Source organism: Pseudomonas sp. CCNWLW23, from assembly GCF_037095675.1.
Taxonomy (GTDB): domain Bacteria; phylum Pseudomonadota; class Gammaproteobacteria; order Pseudomonadales; family Pseudomonadaceae; genus Aquipseudomonas; species Aquipseudomonas atacamensis.
On record NZ_JBAWKM010000015.1, the window covers coordinates 70,475 to 91,384 of the forward strand.

General features: G+C 61.2%; 14 protein-coding genes. 5 read left to right on the top strand and 9 right to left on the bottom strand.

Annotated features, from left to right (window positions below; all coding sequences use genetic code 11):
• Positions 1-246: 246 nt before the first annotated feature.
• Positions 247-2,085 carry a sigma-54-dependent Fis family transcriptional regulator gene (locus tag V8J63_RS18970; protein ID WP_336464485.1) on the top strand — a complete coding sequence of 613 codons (1,839 nt, stop codon included), beginning with the start codon at positions 247-249 and terminating at the stop codon, positions 2,083-2,085.
• A gap of 210 nt (positions 2,086-2,295) precedes the next feature.
• Here the strand turns inward: V8J63_RS18970 and cysS are convergent, their stop codons facing one another.
• Both cysS and V8J63_RS18980 read right to left on the bottom strand, forming a co-directional pair.
• Complete coding sequence (cysS, locus tag V8J63_RS18975; protein WP_324175717.1) at positions 2,296-3,678, bottom strand: cysteine--tRNA ligase; 1,383 nt, start codon at positions 3,676-3,678, stop codon at positions 2,296-2,298.
• 18 nt (positions 3,679-3,696) lie between these two features.
• Positions 3,697-5,394, bottom strand: coding sequence for a glutamine--tRNA ligase/YqeY domain fusion protein (locus V8J63_RS18980; RefSeq protein WP_024013424.1), 1,698 nt, complete (start codon positions 5,392-5,394; stop codon positions 3,697-3,699).
• 251 nt (positions 5,395-5,645) lie between these two features.
• On the opposite strand from V8J63_RS18980, the gene V8J63_RS18985 reads away from it, so the two are divergent.
• Together V8J63_RS18985 and lpxH are read left to right on the top strand one after the other, a co-directional pair.
• Positions 5,646-6,152 carry a peptidylprolyl isomerase gene (locus V8J63_RS18985; protein ID WP_076567676.1) on the top strand — a complete coding sequence of 169 codons (507 nt, stop codon included), beginning with the start codon at positions 5,646-5,648 and terminating at the stop codon, positions 6,150-6,152.
• On the top strand, positions 6,149-6,895 hold the full coding sequence (gene lpxH / locus V8J63_RS18990) for a UDP-2,3-diacylglucosamine diphosphatase (RefSeq protein ID WP_016775296.1): 747 nt from the start codon (positions 6,149-6,151) through the stop codon (positions 6,893-6,895). Before V8J63_RS18985 ends, lpxH begins: the two co-directional genes overlap by 4 nt.
• A 185-nt stretch (positions 6,896-7,080) precedes the next feature.
• On the opposite strand, the gene V8J63_RS18995 is transcribed toward lpxH, so the two are convergent.
• From V8J63_RS18995 to V8J63_RS19025, 7 genes are all read right to left on the bottom strand, one after another.
• Entirely contained in the window at positions 7,081-8,610 is a 1,530-nt protein-coding gene (locus V8J63_RS18995) for a DHA2 family efflux MFS transporter permease subunit (protein ID WP_122612126.1), read from the bottom strand.
• 141 nt (positions 8,611-8,751) lie between these two features.
• Positions 8,752-9,954: an HlyD family secretion protein gene (locus V8J63_RS19000; protein ID WP_016775298.1), complete on the bottom strand. Its 1,203-nt coding sequence runs from the start codon at positions 9,952-9,954 to the stop codon at positions 8,752-8,754.
• Positions 9,955-9,969: 15 nt separating this feature from the next.
• Positions 9,970-11,439: an efflux transporter outer membrane subunit gene (locus tag V8J63_RS19005; RefSeq protein WP_336464486.1), complete on the bottom strand. Its 1,470-nt coding sequence runs from the start codon at positions 11,437-11,439 to the stop codon at positions 9,970-9,972.
• On the bottom strand, positions 11,429-11,911 hold the full coding sequence (locus V8J63_RS19010; protein WP_024013429.1) for a MarR family winged helix-turn-helix transcriptional regulator: 483 nt from the start codon (positions 11,909-11,911) through the stop codon (positions 11,429-11,431). Before V8J63_RS19010 ends, V8J63_RS19005 begins: the two co-directional genes overlap by 11 nt.
• Before the next feature lie 235 nt (positions 11,912-12,146).
• Complete coding sequence (locus tag V8J63_RS19015) at positions 12,147-15,821, bottom strand: translocation/assembly module TamB domain-containing protein (protein ID WP_336464487.1); 3,675 nt, start codon at positions 15,819-15,821, stop codon at positions 12,147-12,149.
• Positions 15,818-17,545 (bottom strand): autotransporter assembly complex protein TamA, encoded by a 1,728-nt coding sequence (locus V8J63_RS19020; RefSeq protein WP_016775302.1) that lies wholly within the window; start codon positions 17,543-17,545, stop codon positions 15,818-15,820. Before V8J63_RS19020 ends, V8J63_RS19015 begins: the two co-directional genes overlap by 4 nt.
• Positions 17,546-17,611: 66 nt before the next feature.
• The gene (locus tag V8J63_RS19025; protein WP_016775303.1) at positions 17,612-18,262 is read right to left on the bottom strand and encodes a GNAT family N-acetyltransferase; all 651 of its coding nucleotides are present in this window, start codon (positions 18,260-18,262) and stop codon (positions 17,612-17,614) included.
• Between the two features lie 260 nt (positions 18,263-18,522).
• On the opposite strand from V8J63_RS19025, the gene xthA reads away from it, so the two are divergent.
• Both xthA and V8J63_RS19035 read left to right on the top strand, forming a co-directional pair.
• Positions 18,523-19,335 (top strand): exodeoxyribonuclease III, encoded by an 813-nt coding sequence (gene xthA, locus V8J63_RS19030; RefSeq protein WP_073471316.1) that lies wholly within the window; start codon positions 18,523-18,525, stop codon positions 19,333-19,335.
• A gap of 204 nt (positions 19,336-19,539) precedes the next feature.
• Complete coding sequence (locus tag V8J63_RS19035; protein WP_336464488.1) at positions 19,540-20,874, top strand: phosphate ABC transporter substrate-binding/OmpA family protein; 1,335 nt, start codon at positions 19,540-19,542, stop codon at positions 20,872-20,874.
• The last annotated feature ends 36 nt before the right edge of the window (positions 20,875-20,910 follow it).

Sequence of the window (20,910 nt, forward strand, 5' to 3'; positions counted from 1 at the left end):
AACAGTCGGGGTGATTGACAATGAACAATAGTGAACAACACTCTATGCACGCTTTTGCCCAATCCTCAATGCAAAATGGATCCCCTGTGGGAGCGAGCCTGCTCGCGAAAGCGGTGTGTCATTCAATGAATCCATTGACTGAACCGACGCTTTCGCGAGCAGGCTCGCTCCCACAGGGGGTTTGTGGAGTTTTGAAGATCGGGTTCATAACAATAATAAAATCGCTGCACTTAGAGGCTCGCCCCCATGGCCGCACCTGCTTCGCCGCTGTCCCACGACGCGATCGTCCAGACCTCCTGGCAACGTTGCCGCGCGTTCGGCCTCGACCACCAGAGCGCCCCGGCCTTCGATCAATTGCCCGCCGCCGGCATTGCCCGGTTGCTCGACAGCCATCATTCGCTGGTGCAGACCACGCATCAGGAAGTGCTGCCCTACTACGAAAACATTCTCAGCAACTCCAACTGCCTGATCATGCTCGCCGACAATCAGGGCCAGGTGCTGACCTCGTGGGGCACGCAGCGCTTTATCGAGCCGAATCTGGCCCGGGGCTTTCAGGCCGGGGCGAGCTGGATGGAGCGCAGCAGCGGCACCAATGCGATCGGCACCGCACTGGCCTGTGAGCAGGCGGTGCACATCGAACACGACGAACACTTCCTCAAGGCCAACCGCTTCATGACCGGCTCCGCCGCGCCAATTTTCGACGCCGAGCGCAAGGTCATCGCCGTGCTCGATGTCTCCAGCGACAGCTACCTGCCGCCCTCGCACACCCTGGGCATGGTCAAGATGATGAGCCAGACCGTGGAGAACCGGCTGATCCTCAACCTGTTCCATGGCCAGCATTTTCAACTGACCTTCAACACCGGGTTGAACAACCTCGACAGCCAGTGGGCCGGGTTGTTGATTTTCGATGAGAGCGGACAGGTGCTGTCGGCCAATCGCCGCGCCGACAATTTGCTCGGTGTGCGTCTGTCGCGGGTGAGTGTCGAAAGCCTGTTCAAGGTGTCGCTGCTGGAGTTGATCAATCAGCCCGAGGGTCTGCCGTTTGCCTTGCAGACCTCCGGACGCAACCGTTTCCAGTGCTTGCTGAAACGGCCGAAACAGGCACCGGTGCAAGCGCGGGTGTTTGTCGCCGAGGACAAGCCTGCGCCAGCCAGTGCGATCAGTCTCAATACGCTGCATTTCGGCGACAGCCGCGTGGAAAAGGCCGTGCGTCAAGCCGAGCGCTTGCTGGAAAAAGACATTCCGTTGTTGATCCACGGTGAGACCGGCGTCGGCAAGGAAGTCTTCGTCAAAGCTTTGCATCAGGCCAGCTCACGGCAAAAACAGGCGTTCATTGCAGTGAACTGCGCAGCAATCCCCGCTGAACTGGTCGAGTCCGAGTTGTTCGGTTACGAGAAAGGCGCGTTCACCGGGGCCAACCAGAAAGGCAGCATCGGCCTGATCCGCAAGGCCGACAAAGGCACGCTGTTTCTTGATGAGATCGGTGACATGCCGCTGCCGACCCAGGCGCGTTTGTTGCGCGTGTTGCAGGAGCGTTGCGTGCAGCCGGTGGGCAGCAGCGAGTTGTTCCCGGTTGATCTGCGGATCATTTCCGCGACCAACCGTTCGTTGCGCGAGCAGGTGCAGTTGGGGCGGTTTCGTGAGGATTTGTACTACCGCATCGGCGGCCTGACCCTGGAGCTGCCGCCGTTACGCGAGCGCAGTGACAAGCAGGCGCTGTTCAAACGGCTGTGGGAGCAACATCGCGAGCCGACGCAATGGGCGGGGCTGAGCCCGGAGGTATTGGAGCTGTTTGAAAAGCACCCGTGGCCGGGGAATTTGCGTCAGGTCAGCAGCGTGATGCAGGTAGCGCTGGCCATGGCCGAGGAACAACCGGTGCGGCCTGAGCATTTGCCGGATGATTTTTTTGTCGATCTGGAGATGGAGCCGGTGGAAACAGCGGCGCCGCTGGGGCTGGATTTGAATGATGTTGAGGCGTTGAACAGGGAGTTGAAGGCGGCTGGAGGGAATATCTCGCACCTGGCACGGCGTTTGGGGGTTAGTCGGAATACTCTCTATAAGCGATTGCGGCAGATTGGCAACTGAGTACACCCCTTCCCCTCACCCCAGCCCTCTCCCCGAGGAGAGGGAGCCGATTGGGGGATATTCGAGAGATACGCCGACCTGACCTTGCTTCATCGAATCCATAATCGACTCGATCGTTCAGGTCGGCGTATAGCAAAAGACACCTCGGTCAGTCCCCTCTCCCTCCGGGAGAGGGCTAGGGTGAGGGGCTTTTGACTTTTGGCTTTTGAGTCAGTCAGCCAGACGCCAGGTAGTCCCACCCTTGCCATCTTCCAGCACCACACCCATCGCCGTCAGCTGATCACGGATACGATCGGACTCAGCCCAATCCTTGCCCGCCCGAGCTGCCAGGCGCGCCGCAATCAGTGCATCGACTTCAGCCGCGTCGACCCGCCCTTCAGCGCCGGCCTGCAGGAAGTCATCCGCTTCCAACTGCAACACACCCAGCACGCTCGCCAGTTCTTTCAGACGTGCCGCCAGCCCCGCCGCTGCATTGAGATCGCTCTCACGCAGACGGTTGATCTCACGGACCATCTCGAACAGCACGGCGCAGGCTTCAGGGGTGCCGAAGTCATCGTTCATCACCGTGGTGAAACGCTCGACAAACGCTTCGCCGCCCGCCGGCGCCACGCTCGGCAGGCCTTTCAGCGCATGGTAGAAACGCTCCAGTGCGCCCTTGGCGTCCTTGAGGTTATCTTCCGAATAGTTGATCGCGCTGCGGTAGTGGCTCGATACCAGCAGGTAACGCACGACTTCCGGGTGGTACTTGTCGAGCACGTCGCGGATGGTGAAGAAGTTGTTCAAGGACTTGGACATCTTCTCGCCATTGATGCGAATCATGCCGCAATGCATCCACGCGTTGGCGTAGGTCTTGCCGGTGGCCGCTTCGCTCTGGGCGATTTCGTTTTCGTGGTGCGGGAACTCCAGATCGCTGCCGCCGCCATGAATGTCGAAGGTCTCGCCGAGGCAGCAGGTCGACATCACCGAGCACTCGATGTGCCAGCCCGGACGTCCGGCGCCCCATGGCGATTCCCAGCTCGGCTCGCCCGGCTTGGCGGCTTTCCACAGGACGAAGTCGAGCGGGTCTTGCTTCGACTCGTCGACTTCGATACGCGCACCGATGCGCAAATCTTCGATCTTCTTGCGCGACAGCTTGCCATAGCCCATGAACTTGGCGACGCGGTAGTACACGTCGCCATTGCCCGGCGCATAGGCGTAGCCCTTGTCGATCAGGGTCTGGATCATCGCGTGCATGCCAGCGATGTGATCGGTGGCGCGCGGTTCCATGTCCGGCTTCTGGATGTTCAGGCGCGCTTCGTCTTCGTGCATCGCGGCGATCATGCGCTCGGTCAGCGCTTCGAACGACTCACCGTTCTCGCGGGCACGATTGATGATCTTGTCGTCGATGTCGGTGATGTTGCGCACGTAGGTCAGGTCGTAACCGCTGAAGCGCAGCCAGCGCGTCACCAGGTCGAACGCGACCATGCTGCGGCCGTGGCCGAGGTGGCAGTAGTCGTACACGGTCATCCCGCAGACGTACATGCGCACCTTGTTGCCATCCAGCGGCTTGAAGACTTCTTTGCTCTTGCTGAGCGTGTTGTAGATCGTTAGCACGTTAGTTCCTTGACTCACTCACTGGCCCCACGAATCACGCAGGGTCACGGTACGGTTGAATACCGGCTGACCGGGTTTCGAGTCCTTCAGGTCTGCGACGAAGTAGCCTTCGCGCTCGAACTGGAAACGGTCTTCCGGCTGGGCGTTGCCGAGCGATGGCTCAGCGCGACAACCGGTCAGCACTTGCAGCGAGTCAGGGTTGATGTTGTCGAGGAAGCTGGCGCTGTCTTCGGCTTTTTCCGGGTTCGGCGAACGGAACAGGCGATCGTACAGACGCACTTCGCACTCGACGCTGGCGGCGGCCGGCACCCAGTGGATCACGCCTTTGACCTTGCGCCCTTCCGGGTTCTTGCCGAGGGTGTCCGGGTCGTACGAGCAACGCAGTTCGACGATGTTGCCGTCGGCGTCCTTGATCGCTTCGTCTGCGCGGATCACGTAGCTGCCGCGCAGACGCACTTCACCGGCCGGTTCCAGGCGCTTGTAGCCCTTCGGCGGCTCTTCCATGAAGTCTTCTCGGTCAATGTAGATTTCCCGGGCAAACGGCAGCGCGCGCACGCCCATGTCTTCTTTCGGGTGGCGTGGCAGTTCGAGGTTTTCGACCTGGCCTTCCGGGTAGTTGGTGATGACCACTTTCAGCGGACGCAGCACGCACATCGCGCGCGGGGCGCTGTGGTCGAGGTCGTCACGGATGCTGAATTCGAGCATGCCGAAATCGACCACGCCGTCGGAACGGTTGGTGCCGATCATTTCGCAGAAGTTGCGGATCGATTTCGGCGTGTAGCCACGGCGGCGGAAGCCCGACAGTGTGGACATGCGCGGATCGTCCCAGCCATTGACGTGCTTCTCGTCAACCAGTTGCTTGAGCTTGCGCTTGCTGGTGATCGTGTAGTTCAGGTTCAGGCGGCTGAACTCGTACTGGCGCGGATTCGCCGGCACTGGCAGGTTCTCCAGGAACCATTCGTACAGCGGGCGATGGCTTTCGAACTCGAGGGTGCAGATCGAATGGGTGATGCCTTCGATGGCGTCCGACTGCCCATGGGTGAAGTCGTAGTTCGGATAGATGCACCACTTGTCGCCGGTCTGGTGGTGATGCGCGTGACGGATGCGATACATGATCGGGTCGCGCAGGTTCATGTTCGGCGAGGCCATGTCGATCTTCGCCCGCAGCACGCGCGCGCCGTCGGGGAATTCACCGGCCTTCATGCGCGCGAACAGGTCGAGGTTTTCCTCAACCGAACGGTCACGGAACGGACTGTTCTTGCCCGGCTCGGTCAGGCTGCCACGGTATTCCTTGGCCTGCTCCGGGGTCAGGTCGTCGACGTAGGCCTTGCCGGCCTTGATCAGCTCGACGGCCCAGTCGTGCAACTGGTCGAAATACTGCGAGGCGTAGCGCACTTCACCGGACCATTCGAAGCCCAGCCATTTGACGTCGCTTTCGATGGCGTCGATGTATTCCTGGTCTTCCTTGGCCGGGTTGGTGTCGTCGAAACGCAGGTGCGTGACGCCACCGAACTCCTGGGCCAGGCCGAAGTTGACGCAGATCGACTTGGCGTGGCCGATGTGCAGGTAGCCGTTGGGCTCCGGCGGGAAGCGAGTCACGATCTGGGTGTGCTTGCCCGAGTCCAGGTCTGCCTGGATGATCGGCCGCAGGAAGTTGACCGGCACGGCAGGGCCGGACTTGGCATTCGAGGTAGGGTCGACAGTGGGCTTGCTCATAGGATCCTTGACGTACAGGTGCGCGGCCGCAAAGAGGGGCCAGACAAAACAAAGCCGCTATCATAGCCGATGCTGTCAAGGGCCTGACAGAGCAGCTCTTATAAAGGCACGCATTTAATCGCCGGGAAATGAAAAACCGCCTCGAAATTCGCGCCTGTCACGCTAAACTGCGCACCTTGGCCGAAGCAGGCTGAACCGGTTGTGGGGCTCAATGTCCCAGAACCACGAATTCCCTTTGAAGAGTAATGACCATGACTCAAGTCAAACTGACCACCAACCATGGCGACATCGTCATCGAACTGAACGCTGAAAAGGCGCCGATCACCGTTGCCAACTTCATCGAGTACGTCAACGCCGGTCACTACACCAACACCGTATTCCACCGCGTCATCGGTAACTTCATGATCCAGGGCGGCGGTTTCGAGCCAGGCATGAAAGAGAAGAAAGACAAGCGTCCAAGCATCCAGAACGAAGCGGACAACGGTCTCTCCAACGACAAATACACCGTCGCCATGGCCCGCACCATGGAGCCGCATTCGGCATCGGCGCAGTTCTTCATCAACGTCGCCGACAACACTTTCCTCAACCACAGCGGCAAGAACGTCCAGGGCTGGGGCTACGCGGTATTCGGTAAAGTGACCGCCGGCACCGACGTTGTCGACAAGATCAAAGGCGTGTCGACCACTTCCAAGGCCGGCCACCAGGACGTACCAGCAGACGACGTGATCATCGAGAAAGCCGAGATCATCGCAGCGTGATATTGCTGATTTCAGACTTGCATCTGGAAGAGGAGCGCCCGGACATTACCCGGGCGTTTCTGGATTTGCTCGCCGGACGCGCCCGCTCGGCGAGTGCGTTGTACATCCTCGGCGACTTCTTCGAGGCATGGATCGGCGACGACGCCATGACGCCCTTTCAGCGTTCCATCTGCCAGGCCCTGCGCGATTTGAGCGACAGCGGCACGGCCATATTCCTGATGCACGGCAATCGCGACTTCATGCTCGGCAAGGCTTTCTGCAAACAGGCCGGCTGCACCTTGCTGAAGGATCCGAGTGTCGTGCAGTTCTACGGCGAACCGGTGCTGCTGATGCACGGCGACAGCCTGTGCACCCGCGACGTTGGCTACATGAAGCTGCGCCGCTACCTGCGCAACCCGATCACCCTGTTCATCCTCCGTCACCTGCCGCTGAGCAGCCGCCACAAACTGGCGCGCAAGCTACGCAGCGAAAGCCGTGCGCAGACGCGGATGAAGGCCAATGACATTGTCGATGTCACCCCGGAAGAGATTCCGCGAGTGATGCAGGCATTCGGCGTGAAGACTCTGATCCACGGCCACACCCACCGCCCGGCAATTCACAAGTTGCAGCTTGGTGAGCAGGCGGCGAAGCGGATTGTGCTGGGGGATTGGGATCGTCAGGGTTGGGCGTTGCAGGTGGATGAGAGCGGGTATGCCTTGGCGCCATTCGATTTCGCCCCGCCGCTGGCATTGCCGCACGGCTAAAAGCTGCACCCCCTCACCCCAGCCCTCTCCCCCAGGGGGGCGAGGGGGAAAGGGAGCCGATCTTCATGCAATCCAAACCTGAGTTCGACTGCAGTCTGGCAGGTCGATGTCTACCGAACATCCACCGCGGTCAGTCCCCTCTCCCTCCGGGAGAGGGTTAGGGTGAGGGGCTTTTGATCTTGATCTTAGTGCCCCGAAGCTGCCGGCCCGGCCTTGGCGGCAAACGGCGGCTTCGCCAGCCACACGATCAGAATCAACCCCATGAACCCCCAGCCCAGCAACGTGAAGTAATCCACGGTGGACAGCATGTACGCCTGGCTGGTGAGGATCTGATCCATCTGTGCATACGCCGACTGGCTCGCCCCGCCCAATTGATTCAAGGTCTCGCGGGTAGCTGGCTCGAACGTGCTGATGCTTTCGCTCATATACGCATGATGCTGATCGGCCCGGCGAATCCAGATCCAGGTGGTCAGTGAGGCTGCGAAGCTGCCGCCCAGTGTCCGCAGGAAAGTCGCCAGGCCTGCGCCGTCAGCGATCTGGCTTGGCGGCAAGTCCGACATCAGAATGCTCAGGGTCGGCATGAAGAACAGCGCCACGCCGATGCCCATGAACAACTGCACCAGCGCAATGTGCTGGAAGTCGACTTCGTTGGTGAACTCGGCACGCATGAAGCAGCTCAGGCCAATTGCCAGAAACGCAATGCCGGCGAGCAGACGCAGGTCGAACTTGTGCGCGTATTTGCCGACAAACGGCGACAGCAGCACCGGCAGAATCCCGATCGGCGCCACGGCAAGTCCCGCCCAGGTCGCGGTGTAGCCCATTTGCGTCTGCAACCACTGCGGCAGAATCAGGTTGATGCCGAAGAAGCCGGCGTAACCCAAAACCAGCACCAGCGTGCCGATGCGGAAGTTGCGATGGGCGAACAGGCGCAGGTTGACCACCGGATGGCGGTCGGTCATTTCCCAGATCACGAACACCGCCAGCGCCACCACGGAGATTGCCGCGCCGATGATGATGAAGTTCGATTCGAACCAGTCCAGGTCATTGCCCTTGTCGAGGATCACCTGCAACGCGCCGACGCCAATGATCAGTGTGATCAGGCCGACGTAATCCATCGGCTGGCGACTGGTCACCACCGGCCGTTTCGCCAGTTGCGAACGCACCACCATCACCGCAAAGATGCCGATCGGCACGTTGATAAAGAAGATCCACGGCCAGCTGTAACTGTCGGTAATCCAGCCGCCGAGAATGGGCCCGGCAATCGGCGCGACCACCGTGACCATCGCCAGCAGCGCCAGGGCCATCCCGCGTTTCGCCGGCGGATACACCGCGATCAACAGAGTCTGTGTCATCGGGTACAGCGGCCCGGCGACCAAGCCTTGCAGCACGCGAAAGCCGATCAGCTCAGGCATCGAAGTCGAGATACCGCAGAGAAACGACGCCAGTACAAACAGCATCGTCGCCCACAGAAACAGCTTCACCTCACCGAAGCGGCGGCTTAGCCAACCGGTCAGTGGCAGCGCAATTGCGTTGCTCACGGCGAACGAGGTGATGACCCAGGTGCCCTGCTCCGAACTCACCCCGAGGTTGCCGGAAATCGTCGGCAACGCCACGTTGGCGATGGTCGTGTCGAGCACTTGCATGAACGTCGCCAGCGACAGGCCGATGGTGCTGAGCAACAGGCTGGGCGGCGTGAAAGAAGCGTTATTGCTCATTGTGAATCCTATGAAACCTGATGGTCGCTGCGGCCTGATGAACACAGCCGGCCCTGTGATAACAGGCCCTTGTGGCGAGGGGATTATCTGTGGCCACAGATAACCCCTCACCACAGAGCCTGCTTCTGATCCGGTGTGCTCTCAGCGCTGCGCGGTCTTGCCTGCTGCTGCGCTGTTGTCGTGAATCAACTGGGCAATCATCGCGTCCGCCTCGGCCAGTTGGCGCTCGTAGACGTTGGTGCTGAACGAGGCTTTCTGCGGCGGTTGCTGGGCCAGCACCGGGCCGCTCTGGTCGTGCAGATTGACCTCGACATTGGTCGACAGACCGACACGCAGCGGGTGCTTGGCCAGCTCTTCGGCATTGATGTGGATACGCACCGGCACACGCTGAACAATCTTGATCCAGTTACCGGTGGCGTTCTGTGCCGGCAGCAAGGCAAATGCGCTGCCGGTACCGGCGCCGAGGCTGTCGACGGTGCCGCTGTATTTCACGTCGCTGCCATAAATATCGGCCTCGATATCCACTGGCTGACCGATGCGCATGTCACGCAGTTGGGTTTCCTTGAAGTTGGCATCGATCCACAGCTGATCCAGCGGAATCACCGCCATCAACGCGGTGCCCGGCTGCACGCGCTGACCGAGTTGCACAGTGCGCTTGGCGACGTAACCGGTGACCGGCGCGATCAAGGTGCTGCGGGCATTGGTCAGGTAGGCCTGACGCAGATCGGCAGCCGCCGACATTACGTCCGGATGCGACGAGACCACGGTGTCGTCGACCAGTGCGCTGGTGGTTTTCAGTTGCTGTTTGGCGTTGGCCAGAGCGTTCTGCGCCGAGGTCAGGTCGTCGCGGGCGTGGGACAGCTCTTCCTGGGAAATCGCCCCGCCCTGGGCGAGATTTTTCCGCCGGTTGTAGTTGTCCTGGGCTTTCTGCACTTCGGCCTGCTGCGCGTTGACCTGGGCTTTCATGCCGTCGACGTTGCTATACAGGCCGCGCACCTGACGCACAGTGCGCGCCAGTTTGGCCTTGGCACTTTGCAGGCCGACTTCGGCATCGTTGGGGTCGAAGTTGACCAGCACCTGGCCTTCCTGGACCAGATCCCCGTCGTCGGCACCGATGCTGACCACGGTGCCGGTGACCAGCGGCGTGATCTCCACGACGTTGCCGTTGACGTAGGCATCGTCGGTGCTTTCGTTAAAGCGCCCGATGAACTCGTGATAGGCCCAGACGCCGGCAATGGCGAGCAGGACGACCACGGCGAGGGCCAGCAGCATCACCTTGCGTTTGCGCGGGTTGCCGGTGTCCGGGGTGTTGTCTTGAGCTTGGGTGTTTTCGGCAGTGGCCATGACAAATACCTTGAATTAGTAGTGCGACGAGGCTGGGCTGGCGTTGGCTGCGTTCAGGTTTTCACCCTGAAAGCCGCCGCCCAGCGCTTGCATCAGTTGAATCGACAGGTCGATCTGCTCGGCATTGAGGGTCGCCAGCTGACGCTGGGCCTGGAGCAATTGCTGCTCGATGCTGAGCACGTCCAGGTAGTTGCCGATGCCGGAACCGTAACGCTGGACGACGGTGTTGTAAGAGTCCTGAGCAATGTCGGTGGCGTGTTGCTGCGCGCCAATCTGCCGGCCGATATCGCGCAGCTGACTGATCGTATCGCCGACATCGCCGAGGGCTTTCACCAGACTTTTGTTGTACTGCGCCACCGCCAGATCGTAATCGGCGTCGCGCGCATCGAGGTTGGCGCGCAAGCGTCCGCCATCGAAAATCGGCAGCGACACGGTCGGCGCGATGTTGAAGAAGCGGCTGGCCGAACCGAACATCGCATCACCCAGCAACGACTCGGCGCCGGCCGAGGCCGACAGATTGAGGTTGGGATAGAAACGGGTTTTCGCCGCATCGATGTCTTTGCTCGCCGCTTCGACACGCCAGCGTGCCGCGACCAGATCCGGGCGGCGTCCGAGCAGTTCCGCCGGCAACACCGACGGCACCGCCACGGCGCTGGCTTGCAGGACTTTCGGTCGAGCGATTTCGTTGCCACGATCCGGGCCTTTGCCGAGCAATACGGCCAAGGCGATTTTCGCGCTGTTCAAGCGTTTTTCCGCGTCGATCAGGCTGGCCTGAGAACTGGCTTCCAGACTCTGGGTTTGCTGGAACTGGTACTGGCTGTCGATTCCCGAACTCAAGCGGCGCTGGCTGAGGTCGAGCATTTGCCGGGTGCGCTTGAGGTCTTCGCTGGCGAGGTCGTAAACGATGTGCGCCTGACCGAGATCGCTATACGCACGGGCGACGTCAGCGGCAAGTGTCAGCTGCGCGGCCTGACGGTCGACTTCAGCAGCGCGAGCCTCGCCGAGTGCGGCTTCCCAGGCATCGCGCTGACCGCCCCACAAGTCGAAGTTGTAATTGAAACCGGCGCTGACATTGCGCACCGTCGCATAGGCGCCGCCCTGCCCCAGCGGATCCTGATCACGAGCCAGCCGCGAACGGCTGATGCCGGCGCTGGCGTCGAGGGTCGGATAACGCTCGGCATCGGCGGCATAGGCGGCGGCACTGGCCTGATGGGCGCGGGCTGCGGCGATCTGCATGTCCGGGCTGTCGTGCAGGGCTTCGCGGATCAGGCCGTCGAGCTGCGGATCGCCGAGGCTGCTCCACCAATCGCTTTTCGGCCACGCCGCTGGCGACAGGGTGATGCCATCGAGAGACTGCGCTGTCTTCAGGCTCTTCGCGTCGAGGCGCTGGCCTTCGGTGTCGAGGCCGCTGTAATTGGCGCAACCGGCGAGGATCATCGCCGATAGCAACAGCGTCAGGCTGCTGCGCAAAGTGTTAGCGCTCATTGTGATCACCTAGACGCTGGATGGTGATCGGATCACCGGCGGCCAGCAGGATTTTCTTCAGGATGTATTCCAGGGTTTTCAGCTCTTCGCGGGAGATCGCGCCGGCCAGTTCATTCATCGCATCGGCACCGATGTGCGGCAGGCGATCAGCCAGTTGCTGGCCCTGCTCGGTCAGTTTCAACTGCACCTGTCGCCGGTCGCCTTCGCTGCGCTGGCGAATCAGAAAAGCCTTCTGCTCGAGGCGATCGAGCATGCGCGTCATCGACCCGCTGTCCAGCGACAGATGGCGGCACAGCTCGGCCGGGGTATCGACGCCGAACTGGGCCATGATGATCAACACCTTGAACTGCGCGGCGGTGATGCCGTGGGGTTCCATGTGGGTGTCGATGATCCGGTCCTTGAGCAACGCGGCACGGCCGAGCAACAGGCCGAGGTGGCAATGTTTGAATTCTTCCGGGGTGAAATGCTTCATGGGTCGACCTGATAACTGCCTAGGCAGTGAATGTATGTCGAGATGTTACTGCTTAGGCAGCGAATGTCAACGCAATAGTTAGGGGGCTTGGTAATTTATTGACAAGTGAACTGGGTTTTATTGCGTGCGCAACCGCATTCGCGAGCAGGCTCGCTCCCACAGGGAAAACGCGTTCCAATGTGGGAGCGAGCCTGCTCGCGAAGGGTGCGACTCGGTTCAAATGAGCAGGTGCGCTCTAGAAATCCCGCTTGTAGAAAATATCCAGCGAACTCGCCACGCCGCTTGCCGCTTCGACGTAGACCTTCTTGCTCAGCTTGTAGCGCAGGGCGATGGTGCTGGCCGGTTCGAAGACGCCGACGCCGTAGCGCAGGCTGAGTTTTTCCGAGATGTTGCCGCTGGCGACGACGCTGGTGTCGTTGCCGCTGCCTTGGGTGTCGAGTTGGAAGTCCTGAATACCCAGATCCTTGGCCAGGCCGCTGGTGATCCCGGCGCTGCCCATCAGACCCAGACCCAATGCCGCTTGCGCGAGCATGTTGTTGTCTTCGCCGCTGGTGCTCAGCGGACGGCCCAGCACCAGGTACGACAGCGCCTGTTCCTGACTCATCGCCGGTTCGGAGAAGATCTGCGTGGTTGGCTGTTCGGCGCTGCCGCTCAGGCGAATACCGGCGATGACGTCGTCGGTCTGGCGGATCGCTTCGATGTCCAGATACGGCTGGTCAATCGGGCCGGCGAACAACAGGCGCGCACGCCGCACCGTCAGGCGCTGGCCATAGGCGCGATAGCGGCCGTCGTTGAGCCAGAGTTCGCCACGGGTGTCCATGTTGTCGCCGATGTGCACCTGACCTTGCAGATTCGCGGTCAGGCCGAAACCGGCAAAGCTCAGCTTGTCCTGGCCGACGATCACGTTGATGTCCATTTTCATCGCGATCGGTGGTTTGCCCTCTTCGGTCTGCGCGCCAACGATGATCGTGTCGTCGGAGACTTTTACCGTCGATGGCGGCAGTTCGCGCACGGTGATTTCGCCTTTCGGCACCAGTACCTTGCCGGCAACTTTCAGCTCATCGCCGGCCATGGAAATCTTCAGGTCCGGGGCCATTTCCAGTTTGGCGTAGGGTTCGACGCTGACCGGCAATTGCGAGCCCTTGAGCGCCAGATCGACCACCAGTGCCTGACCCCAGGCGACGTTGCCGTTGAGGCTGCCCTTGCCAGTCTTGCCGCTGTTCCAGCCACCGTCCAGGCGCACCGATTCGCCGGCGATCGCTGCAGTCAGTTGCAGATTCTGCAGCTCCATCGGCAGTTCGGCGCCGGACACTTCGCCGTCGCTGAGCTGCACGGTGCCGTTGACCAGCGGTGCGAGCAGGCCACCGGAAATAGTGCCGCTGCCGTTGAGCCGGCCGGTGAGTTTTTCCACCATCGGCACGAACGGTCGCGCAACCGAAAGATCGAGGCCGGAAAGGCGAAACGAGCCGCTCAGCGGTTTGTTTTTCGGCAGCGGATTGAGCTGCGCCTGCACCAGTAATTCGCCGAGTTTGCCGCCGACAAAATTGAGCTCGGTGTCGACGCGCTTGGGCGTGAGCTTGCTGCTGAGTTTGAGGGTCTGGTAGGGGAAATCCAGCCACTGATCCTTGTCGCGCACGCGCAGGGTGCCGCCGCTGGCATCGACACTGACCACGCCGTTCGGGCCGCTCGCCGGCAGGTCCAGTTGCAGATCGGCGTTGAGTCGACCCTGCCAGGCGAAGTCCTTGGGCAACCATTGCGCAAGGCTTTCGATCGGAAATTGCTTGAGGTGATAACGCAGCTTCGGCTCGGGCATCAGGCGTTGGTCTTCGCCACACAGGCTGGCGCTGCCGGACAGCCAGCAATGCGCGCCGAAATTGATCTGACCGTCCGCCAGGCGCTCCAGTTTTGCGGGGCCTTGCAGCTTCCAGTCCTGGCCACCGGCCTGAATGTCGCCACTGGCCAAGCGTCCGCGCCAGTTGCCCTTGTCCAGATTGCCGTCCAGACCCAGCGCCAGTTTCAGCTTCGGTCCGATCAGGTCGAGGTTGAGTTTCTGGCTTTTGATATCGCCCTGAGCACTGGCGGTCAGCGTGCCCAGCGAGGTGTCGCCGGTCTGAATGCCGCTGCCTTTGAGATTGATCTTCGCTCGCTGCGCGCTGTCGAGCGTGGCGTCGAGGTTGAGGCTTTGCAGACGGTTATCCTGAAAAGCCAGTTGCGAACCTTGCAGATCAAGCTTGCCCTGTGGCGCCTTCAGCGTACCGGCGACGTTGACCTGACCGTTGACCTGCCCGCGCAATTGCGGCCAGAGCTGGGCCAGACGCGGCAGCTTGATGTCGATCTGCCCGCCGAGTTTGTCCTGCAGGCTGCCCTTGCCATTGATGCTGTTGTCGCCGAGGCGGATCTGCAGAGCGTTGAGGTTCCAGCGCTCGCCCGCGCCGTCAGCCTTGGCCTGCAGAATCGCCGGTTGGCCGCGCAGCTTGCCTTTGAGGTCGAGGTCGGCGCTGAGGCTGAGCTGATCATTCTTCATCTCGCCTTTGCTCTGCAACGGCCCGGCCAGCGTGCCCGGCAGCTCCGCGACCCAGTACGCCGGGTTGAGCGCCGACAGATCCAGCGCGGTATCCCAGGCGATGCCGTCGGCGAAGCGCACATTGACGTGCCCTTCGGCCTTGCCCTGCCCGGCCTGCATGACCAGTTGCGGCAAGGCGATCTGTTCGAGGCTGCCGCTGAACGGACTGCTCAAGGTGAACGCCCCCGCCGGGCCATCCAGCGCGGCGTCGAAATTGCCGAGGTACTGACCGTCGGTGTAGGACACTTCGCCGGTAAAGGTGCGCAACGTCACTTGCGGCTCGTCGATTTCCGGATAGAGCCGGTGCCACGGGAAGTCTTGCCAGTTGATATTGGCCTGAGCGCTGAGGCCCTTGCTCCAATCGACATTGCCGGTGAGTTTGAGGCTTTGCGTGTCGTTGGCGTTGAGGTCGAGCCCGGCAATCTGCGCGCCGTTGGCGTCGACCTTGCCTTTGAGCAGCAGCGCCACTGGCGATTTTTCGGCGGGCAGCGTGGCGTTGCCGAGCAGTTGGTAACCGTTTTTCAGGTCGCCTTCGCCCGTGAGCACAAGCTGATTGAATTGCAGGGTGTCCGGCAGATCGGCGCTGGGTTTGAACGCGTCGCTGGTGATGCGCAGCTTGGCCGGGAGGTTTTCCGCCAGCGCTTGCAACTCGCCGTTCAACTGACCGTCGAGGTAGCCACGGCTGTCGGCGTGCAGGTTGAGGGTTTTCAGCAGATCGCCGTCGACTTTCAGCGCCAGCGTCCACGGCTCGCTGCCAGGAGAAGGCAAAGTCAAATCGCCCTGAATCGTCAGCGGCCAGTTGCCGCTCGGTTGCAGCAGGCCGGACAGGTTCAGGCTGAGCTCGTCGCGCTGCAATTTCACGCTGTCGATCTGCAAGCCCTGAGCGGTCCAGTGGGCCGCCAGTTGCAAGCCCTTGAGCTGTTCGCTGCCGTTGAACAACAGGCTGCCGACTTCGACATCGCCCAGTTCAATGGCCAACGGCAATTGCAGGTCCGGCAGTGTGATCGGGCCGCTCTCGGTGGTTTCTTCGCTCGGCGGGAATTGCAGGATCACCTGCTCGGCCTTGAGCTGATCGATGCACAAGGTCATGCGCGTCAGGCACAGTGGCGACCAGGCGAAGATCGCCTTGTTCAGCTCGACTCGGCTGGTGTCCTGCTGCCACACCAGGTGATCGGCGCTCCATTGCCCAGCGAGGCGACCGTGGAAATTTTCCACGCTCAGGCCCGGCACCAGGCCCAGCGCCCAACGACTGCCGGCCTGCGTGCCAAGCAGTGCGGCCAGGCTCAAGACGATCAACAAGACCAGCGCCAACAAAGTCAGCGCTGTTATTTTCACACCACGCTTCACAGCTCAGGCCCCATGGAAAAATGCAGCCGGATGCCGCCGTCGTCGTCCAGCGCGTGGGCCAGGTCAAGGCGGATCGGCCCGACCGGCGAGACCCAGCGCACACCCACACCGACCCCGGTCTTGAGGTCGGGCAGTTCAAGTTTGTTGAAAGAGTTGCCCTGGTCGACGAAGGTCGCGACCCGCCATTTTTCGGCGATCGAGTATTGATACTCGACGCTGCCAGCCACCATGTAGCGACCGCCAATCCGTTTGCCATCGGAATTTTTCGGCGACAGGCTCTGATAGTCGTAACCGCGCACGCTCTGATCGCCACCGGCAAAAAAGCGCAGCGATGGCGGAATCGAGTTGTAGCCGTTGGTGGCGCTGCCGCCGACCTGCACGCGGCCGAGCAAGCGGTGCTTGTCGAACACCGTGGTCAGGCCTTTGACCAGCGCGGTGCCATATAAAAGGTTGTTGTCCGAACCGAGGCCTTCCTTGGCCACTTTGCTTTCGAAGCTCAGGCGATAGCCGTTGCGCGGGTCGATGCGGTTGTCGCTTTTGAGGTACGAATAACTGATGCCGGGCATCAGCAACGTGCTCAGGCCGGAGTCGTCGCCGAGTTCGTATTCTTCACGTTGCCATTTCAGCGAGATCACCCGCTGCCAGCCGCTGGGCAACTTGCTGTGCCATTCCGGGCCGAAGGTCAGCAGTTTGCTGAGGGTGTCGGAGCCTTCGATGTCTTCGAACTGATAGCCACCGGCCCAGCGCAATTTGTCGGTCAGTGGCGGGTCGAGCGGGATGTCGTAGAACAGCCCGACGTTCTGCCGGGGCGCCGAGAGCTCGGCCTCCCAGCCATAGCTGTCGCCCTGCGGGTTGACCCAGTGGCGCGTCCAGTTGGCCTTGATCCGTGGGCCGACGTCGGTCGAATAACCGAGGCCCAGGCCCATGGTGCGCGGCTTGCGCGTGTCGAGTTTGACGGCGACCGGAATCACATCGTTCTGCGCTGCCGTCGGTGCTGCATCGACGCGCACGCCTTCGAAATAGCCGCTCGATTGCAGGTCGCGGTTGAGTTCGGCGATCAGTTCCGAGTCGTATGGCTCGCCTGCCTTGAACGGCACCATGCGTTGCAGCAGGTCTTCGTCGAACGGCGTGTCGCCCTCGAAGCTGACTTTGCCCAGCGCATAACGCGGGCCACTGTCGTAGATCAATTCGATGTCGGCCACGCCCGCGCGCGGATCGACCATGAGTTTCTGGCTGGTGAAATGACCGCTGAAGTAACCGAAGCGCGAGGCCTGGTTCTGGATCACCCGTTTGGCGTCTTCGTAACGGCCATGGTTGAGCACGGCGCCGGACTTGAGCAGGTCGCTTTTCGGTACGCGAAAGGATTTCAGCGAGGCCGCCGGGCCGTCGACGCGCACGGTGACGTTGCGCAGGCGAATCGGTTCGCCGGGATCGATGTTCAGCACCAGACGCGGTTTTTCCCCGCCCTTGACGTCACTGTCGATCTGCGGCTGATAGTAGCCCAGAGCCTGCGCCGCTTTGCGCGCCTGCTCTTCGGCACCGCGACTGAAACGCAGCAAGGCTTCTTCGTCGCGATCGCCGAGGCTGCCGATATAGCCTTCTATATTGGCCTTGAGTTCATCGTTGGACGGCTTGATCCGTACATCCAATTCACTTTGCGCCAGCGCCGCGCAGCTGGATAACAGCATCAGCACGCCGCTGGTAAATCTTCGTGGAAACTTCATAGGCGCGGATGCTATCACGGGCTCGGGAGCCTGATAGAACAGGTAATTTGTGAAGAAGTTCGATCGTTATCCCGTTGCTGTTTGTAACACCTGCGGATTGGCGTGGAAAAATACGTGTTCGCGCACCGGCCCGACGGCAACCTCGCCGATCTCCTGATAACCCTGCCTTTTATAGAATTCCAGGTAGCGCGGGTTGCCGGTGTCGAGCACCACCCCTTGCGAGGTTTCATCGACCGCGCACCAGTTGTGCACGGCGGTGAGCAACTGTTCGCCGTAGTGCTTGCCCTGAAACTGCGGGTGAACGCCGAGCAGCGGCAGCATGTGCACCGAGTCACCCGGCACGCATGCGGCGACGGCGTCGTGGTATTCCAGATAACGCCGGGTGCAGCGAAAACCGGTGCTGAGCACCATGCGCAAGCGCCACGCCCAGCTTTCGGTAACGCCCAGGCGCCGTTGCGGCGGTGCGATCAGGGCAATGCCGATCAAGCGATCGTTGACCAACAGGCCGATCGCCGGCAGGTCCTGGAGAAAATGCTGTTTGACCAACTCGCGCACCGTCGCGCGCACGCGCTGTTCGTAGCCGGGACGCTCGGCTTCGAACAGGTAGCCGAAGGTCGGCTCGTGGCGATAGGCCTGATACAGCAACGAGCGGGCTTCGCGTGAATAGCCGCGGTCGAGCATGTGGATGTCGGCAACGGCGGACTGGGTTTCAGGCATTGCAGTGATTCTCCCCGGGGGCGCGCTCGGAGGCTGGCGCGCTTGTTGGTACGAACCTTGGGCGGGTGATGTGGTTCCCCTGACAGGTATAGACCAAGTCGGGATCTTCATCGATCTTGCCGGCCTCTTCGCGAGCAGGCTCGCTCCCACAGAGGCGCTGCATAGGGCATCACAAATCCCACAGGCCAAAATGATTTGTCCCACACTGGCCCATCTTCCCCATGTCAGCTAGCATCGCCCTTTTGCCAGGACTGCCGACCATGAAGATTGTTTCCTTCAACATCAACGGACTGCGTGCCCGTCCGCATCAGCTGGCAGCGCTGATCGAAAAACATCAGCCCGACGTGATCGGCCTGCAGGAAACCAAGGTCCACGACGACCAGTTCCCCCACGAAGACATCCGCGCCCTCGGTTACCACGTGCACTTCCATGGCCAGAAGGGCCATTACGGTGTCGCCCTGCTCTCGCGCAACGAACCGATCGCCATCCATAAAGGCTTTGCCACTGACGAAGAAGACGCGCAGCGGCGCTTTATCTGGGGCACTTTTGCCGATGCCAACGGCGTGCCGGTGACGATCATGAACGGCTATTTCCCACAAGGTGAAAGCCGTGACCATCCAACCAAATTCCCTGCCAAGGAGCGTTTCTACAGCGACCTGCAAGCGCTGCTGGAAAGCCAGTTCCACAATGAACAGCCACTGGTGGTGATGGGTGATGTGAACATATCCCCGGAAGACTGCGACATCGGCATCGGCCCGGACAACATGAAGCGCTGGCTGAAAACCGGCAAATGCAGCTTCCTGCCGGAGGAGCGCGAGTGGATGGCGCGCCTGAAGAATTGGGGCCTGACCGACAGCTATCGTCACCTCAACCCCGACGTGAGCGACATGTTCAGCTGGTTCGACTATCGCAGCCGTGGTTTCGAAGATGAACCGAAGCGTGGCCTGCGCATCGATGTGATTCTGGCGTCCCATGGCCTGCTGCCACGGGTCAAGGATGCCGGCGTGGACTACGAACTGCGCGGCATGGAAAAACCGTCGGACCATGCGCCGATCTGGCTTGAGCTGGCCTGATCCGCGAGTTGCCTGAGATCCCTGTGGGAGCGAGCTTGCTCGCGAAGGCGGAGTGTCAGTAATCAGATATGTTGCTGATACGCCGCCTTCGCGAGCAAGCTCACTCCCACAATTGATATTTACACCCTTCAATCCCTGTCATATTTCGGTCACGCGCCTGACTTAATCTCCCCGGCAATCCCCTTGGCTTGATTCGGTGCCGGCATGACCCTGCGTGTTCTCTGCGTTTTCCTGTTGAGTGGCTGGCTGTCGGTGTCCGCCGCCGCCCTGCCGATCCCCGAAAACGGCCCGGCATTACGCATTCAGGGCTCCAACACCATCGGCGCCGAACTCGGCCCGGCGCTGGTCGAAGGCCTGTTGCAGGAACAAGGCCTGCTGAAAATCCACCGCGAAACCCCGGACACCGCCAACGAACAACGCATCGTCGGCCAGACCGCACAAGGGCAACGCGTGATCATCGAAGTCGCCGCCCACGGTTCCAGCACTGGCTTCACTGCATTGAAAAACGCCAGCGCCGATCTGGCCGCCTCTTCCCGTGAGATCAAGGACAGCGAACTGCTTGCCCTGCAAGCCCTCGGCGATCTGAAAAGCCCGGCGGCCGAGCAAGTCATTGCCATCGACGGCCTGGCGATCATCCTCAACCCGGCCAATCCGTTACAGCAGCTGGACACCGAGCAATTGGCGCGGATTTTTGCCGGCGAAGTGAAAACCTGGGAAGAGCTCGGTAGCCGTGGCGGCGCCATCCATTTATATGCGCGGGATGATCAGTCCGGGACGTACGACACCTTCAAGGAACTGGTCCTGAGCCGGCGTGGGAAAAGTCTCAGCAGCGCGGCGAAGCGTTTTGAATCCAGCGAGCAATTGTCCGACGCGGTCAGCGCCGATCCGCAAGGTATCGGCTTCATCGGCTTGCCTTACGTGCGTCAGGCCAAAGCCGTGGCGATTGCCGATGGCGCCTCGCAAGCGATGCTGCCGCTGAACAGTCTGATCGCCACCGAAGATTATCCGCTGTCGCGGCGCTTGTTCTTTTATCTGCCGCCGGACAGCCGCAATCCGTGGGCGCAGGCGTTGGCAACGTTCGCGCAAAGTCCACAGGGTCAGGGGATCGTCGCGACTAGCGGTTTTGTCAGCCAGACCGTACAAGCCATGAGCGTGGCGCCGAACGCGCTGATGCCCGAGGGTTACCAATCCCTCAGCCGGCATGCCCAGCGTCTGACAGTGAATTTTCGTTTTGCCGAGGGCAGCGCCAGTCTGGACAACAAGGCGCGGCAGGATCTGGCGCGGGTGCTCGACTATATAAAGCGCAATGGCAAGACCGAGCGGGCGGTGACGCTGGTGGGGTTTGGTGATTTGAAGGATGACCCGGCGCGGGCCGATCTGCTGTCGAAGCTACGGGCGATGGCGGTGCGGCGCGAGCTGGTCAAAAACGGTGTGGTCATGCGCGAAGTCCGTGGCTTCGGCGCACTGATGCCGGTGGCGACCAACAGCGCGGATGAAGGGCGGATCAAGAATCGGCGGGTTGAGGTTTGGGTGTATTGACTCAGCCCCTGCTGTGGTGAACCTGCTTAGGCCATC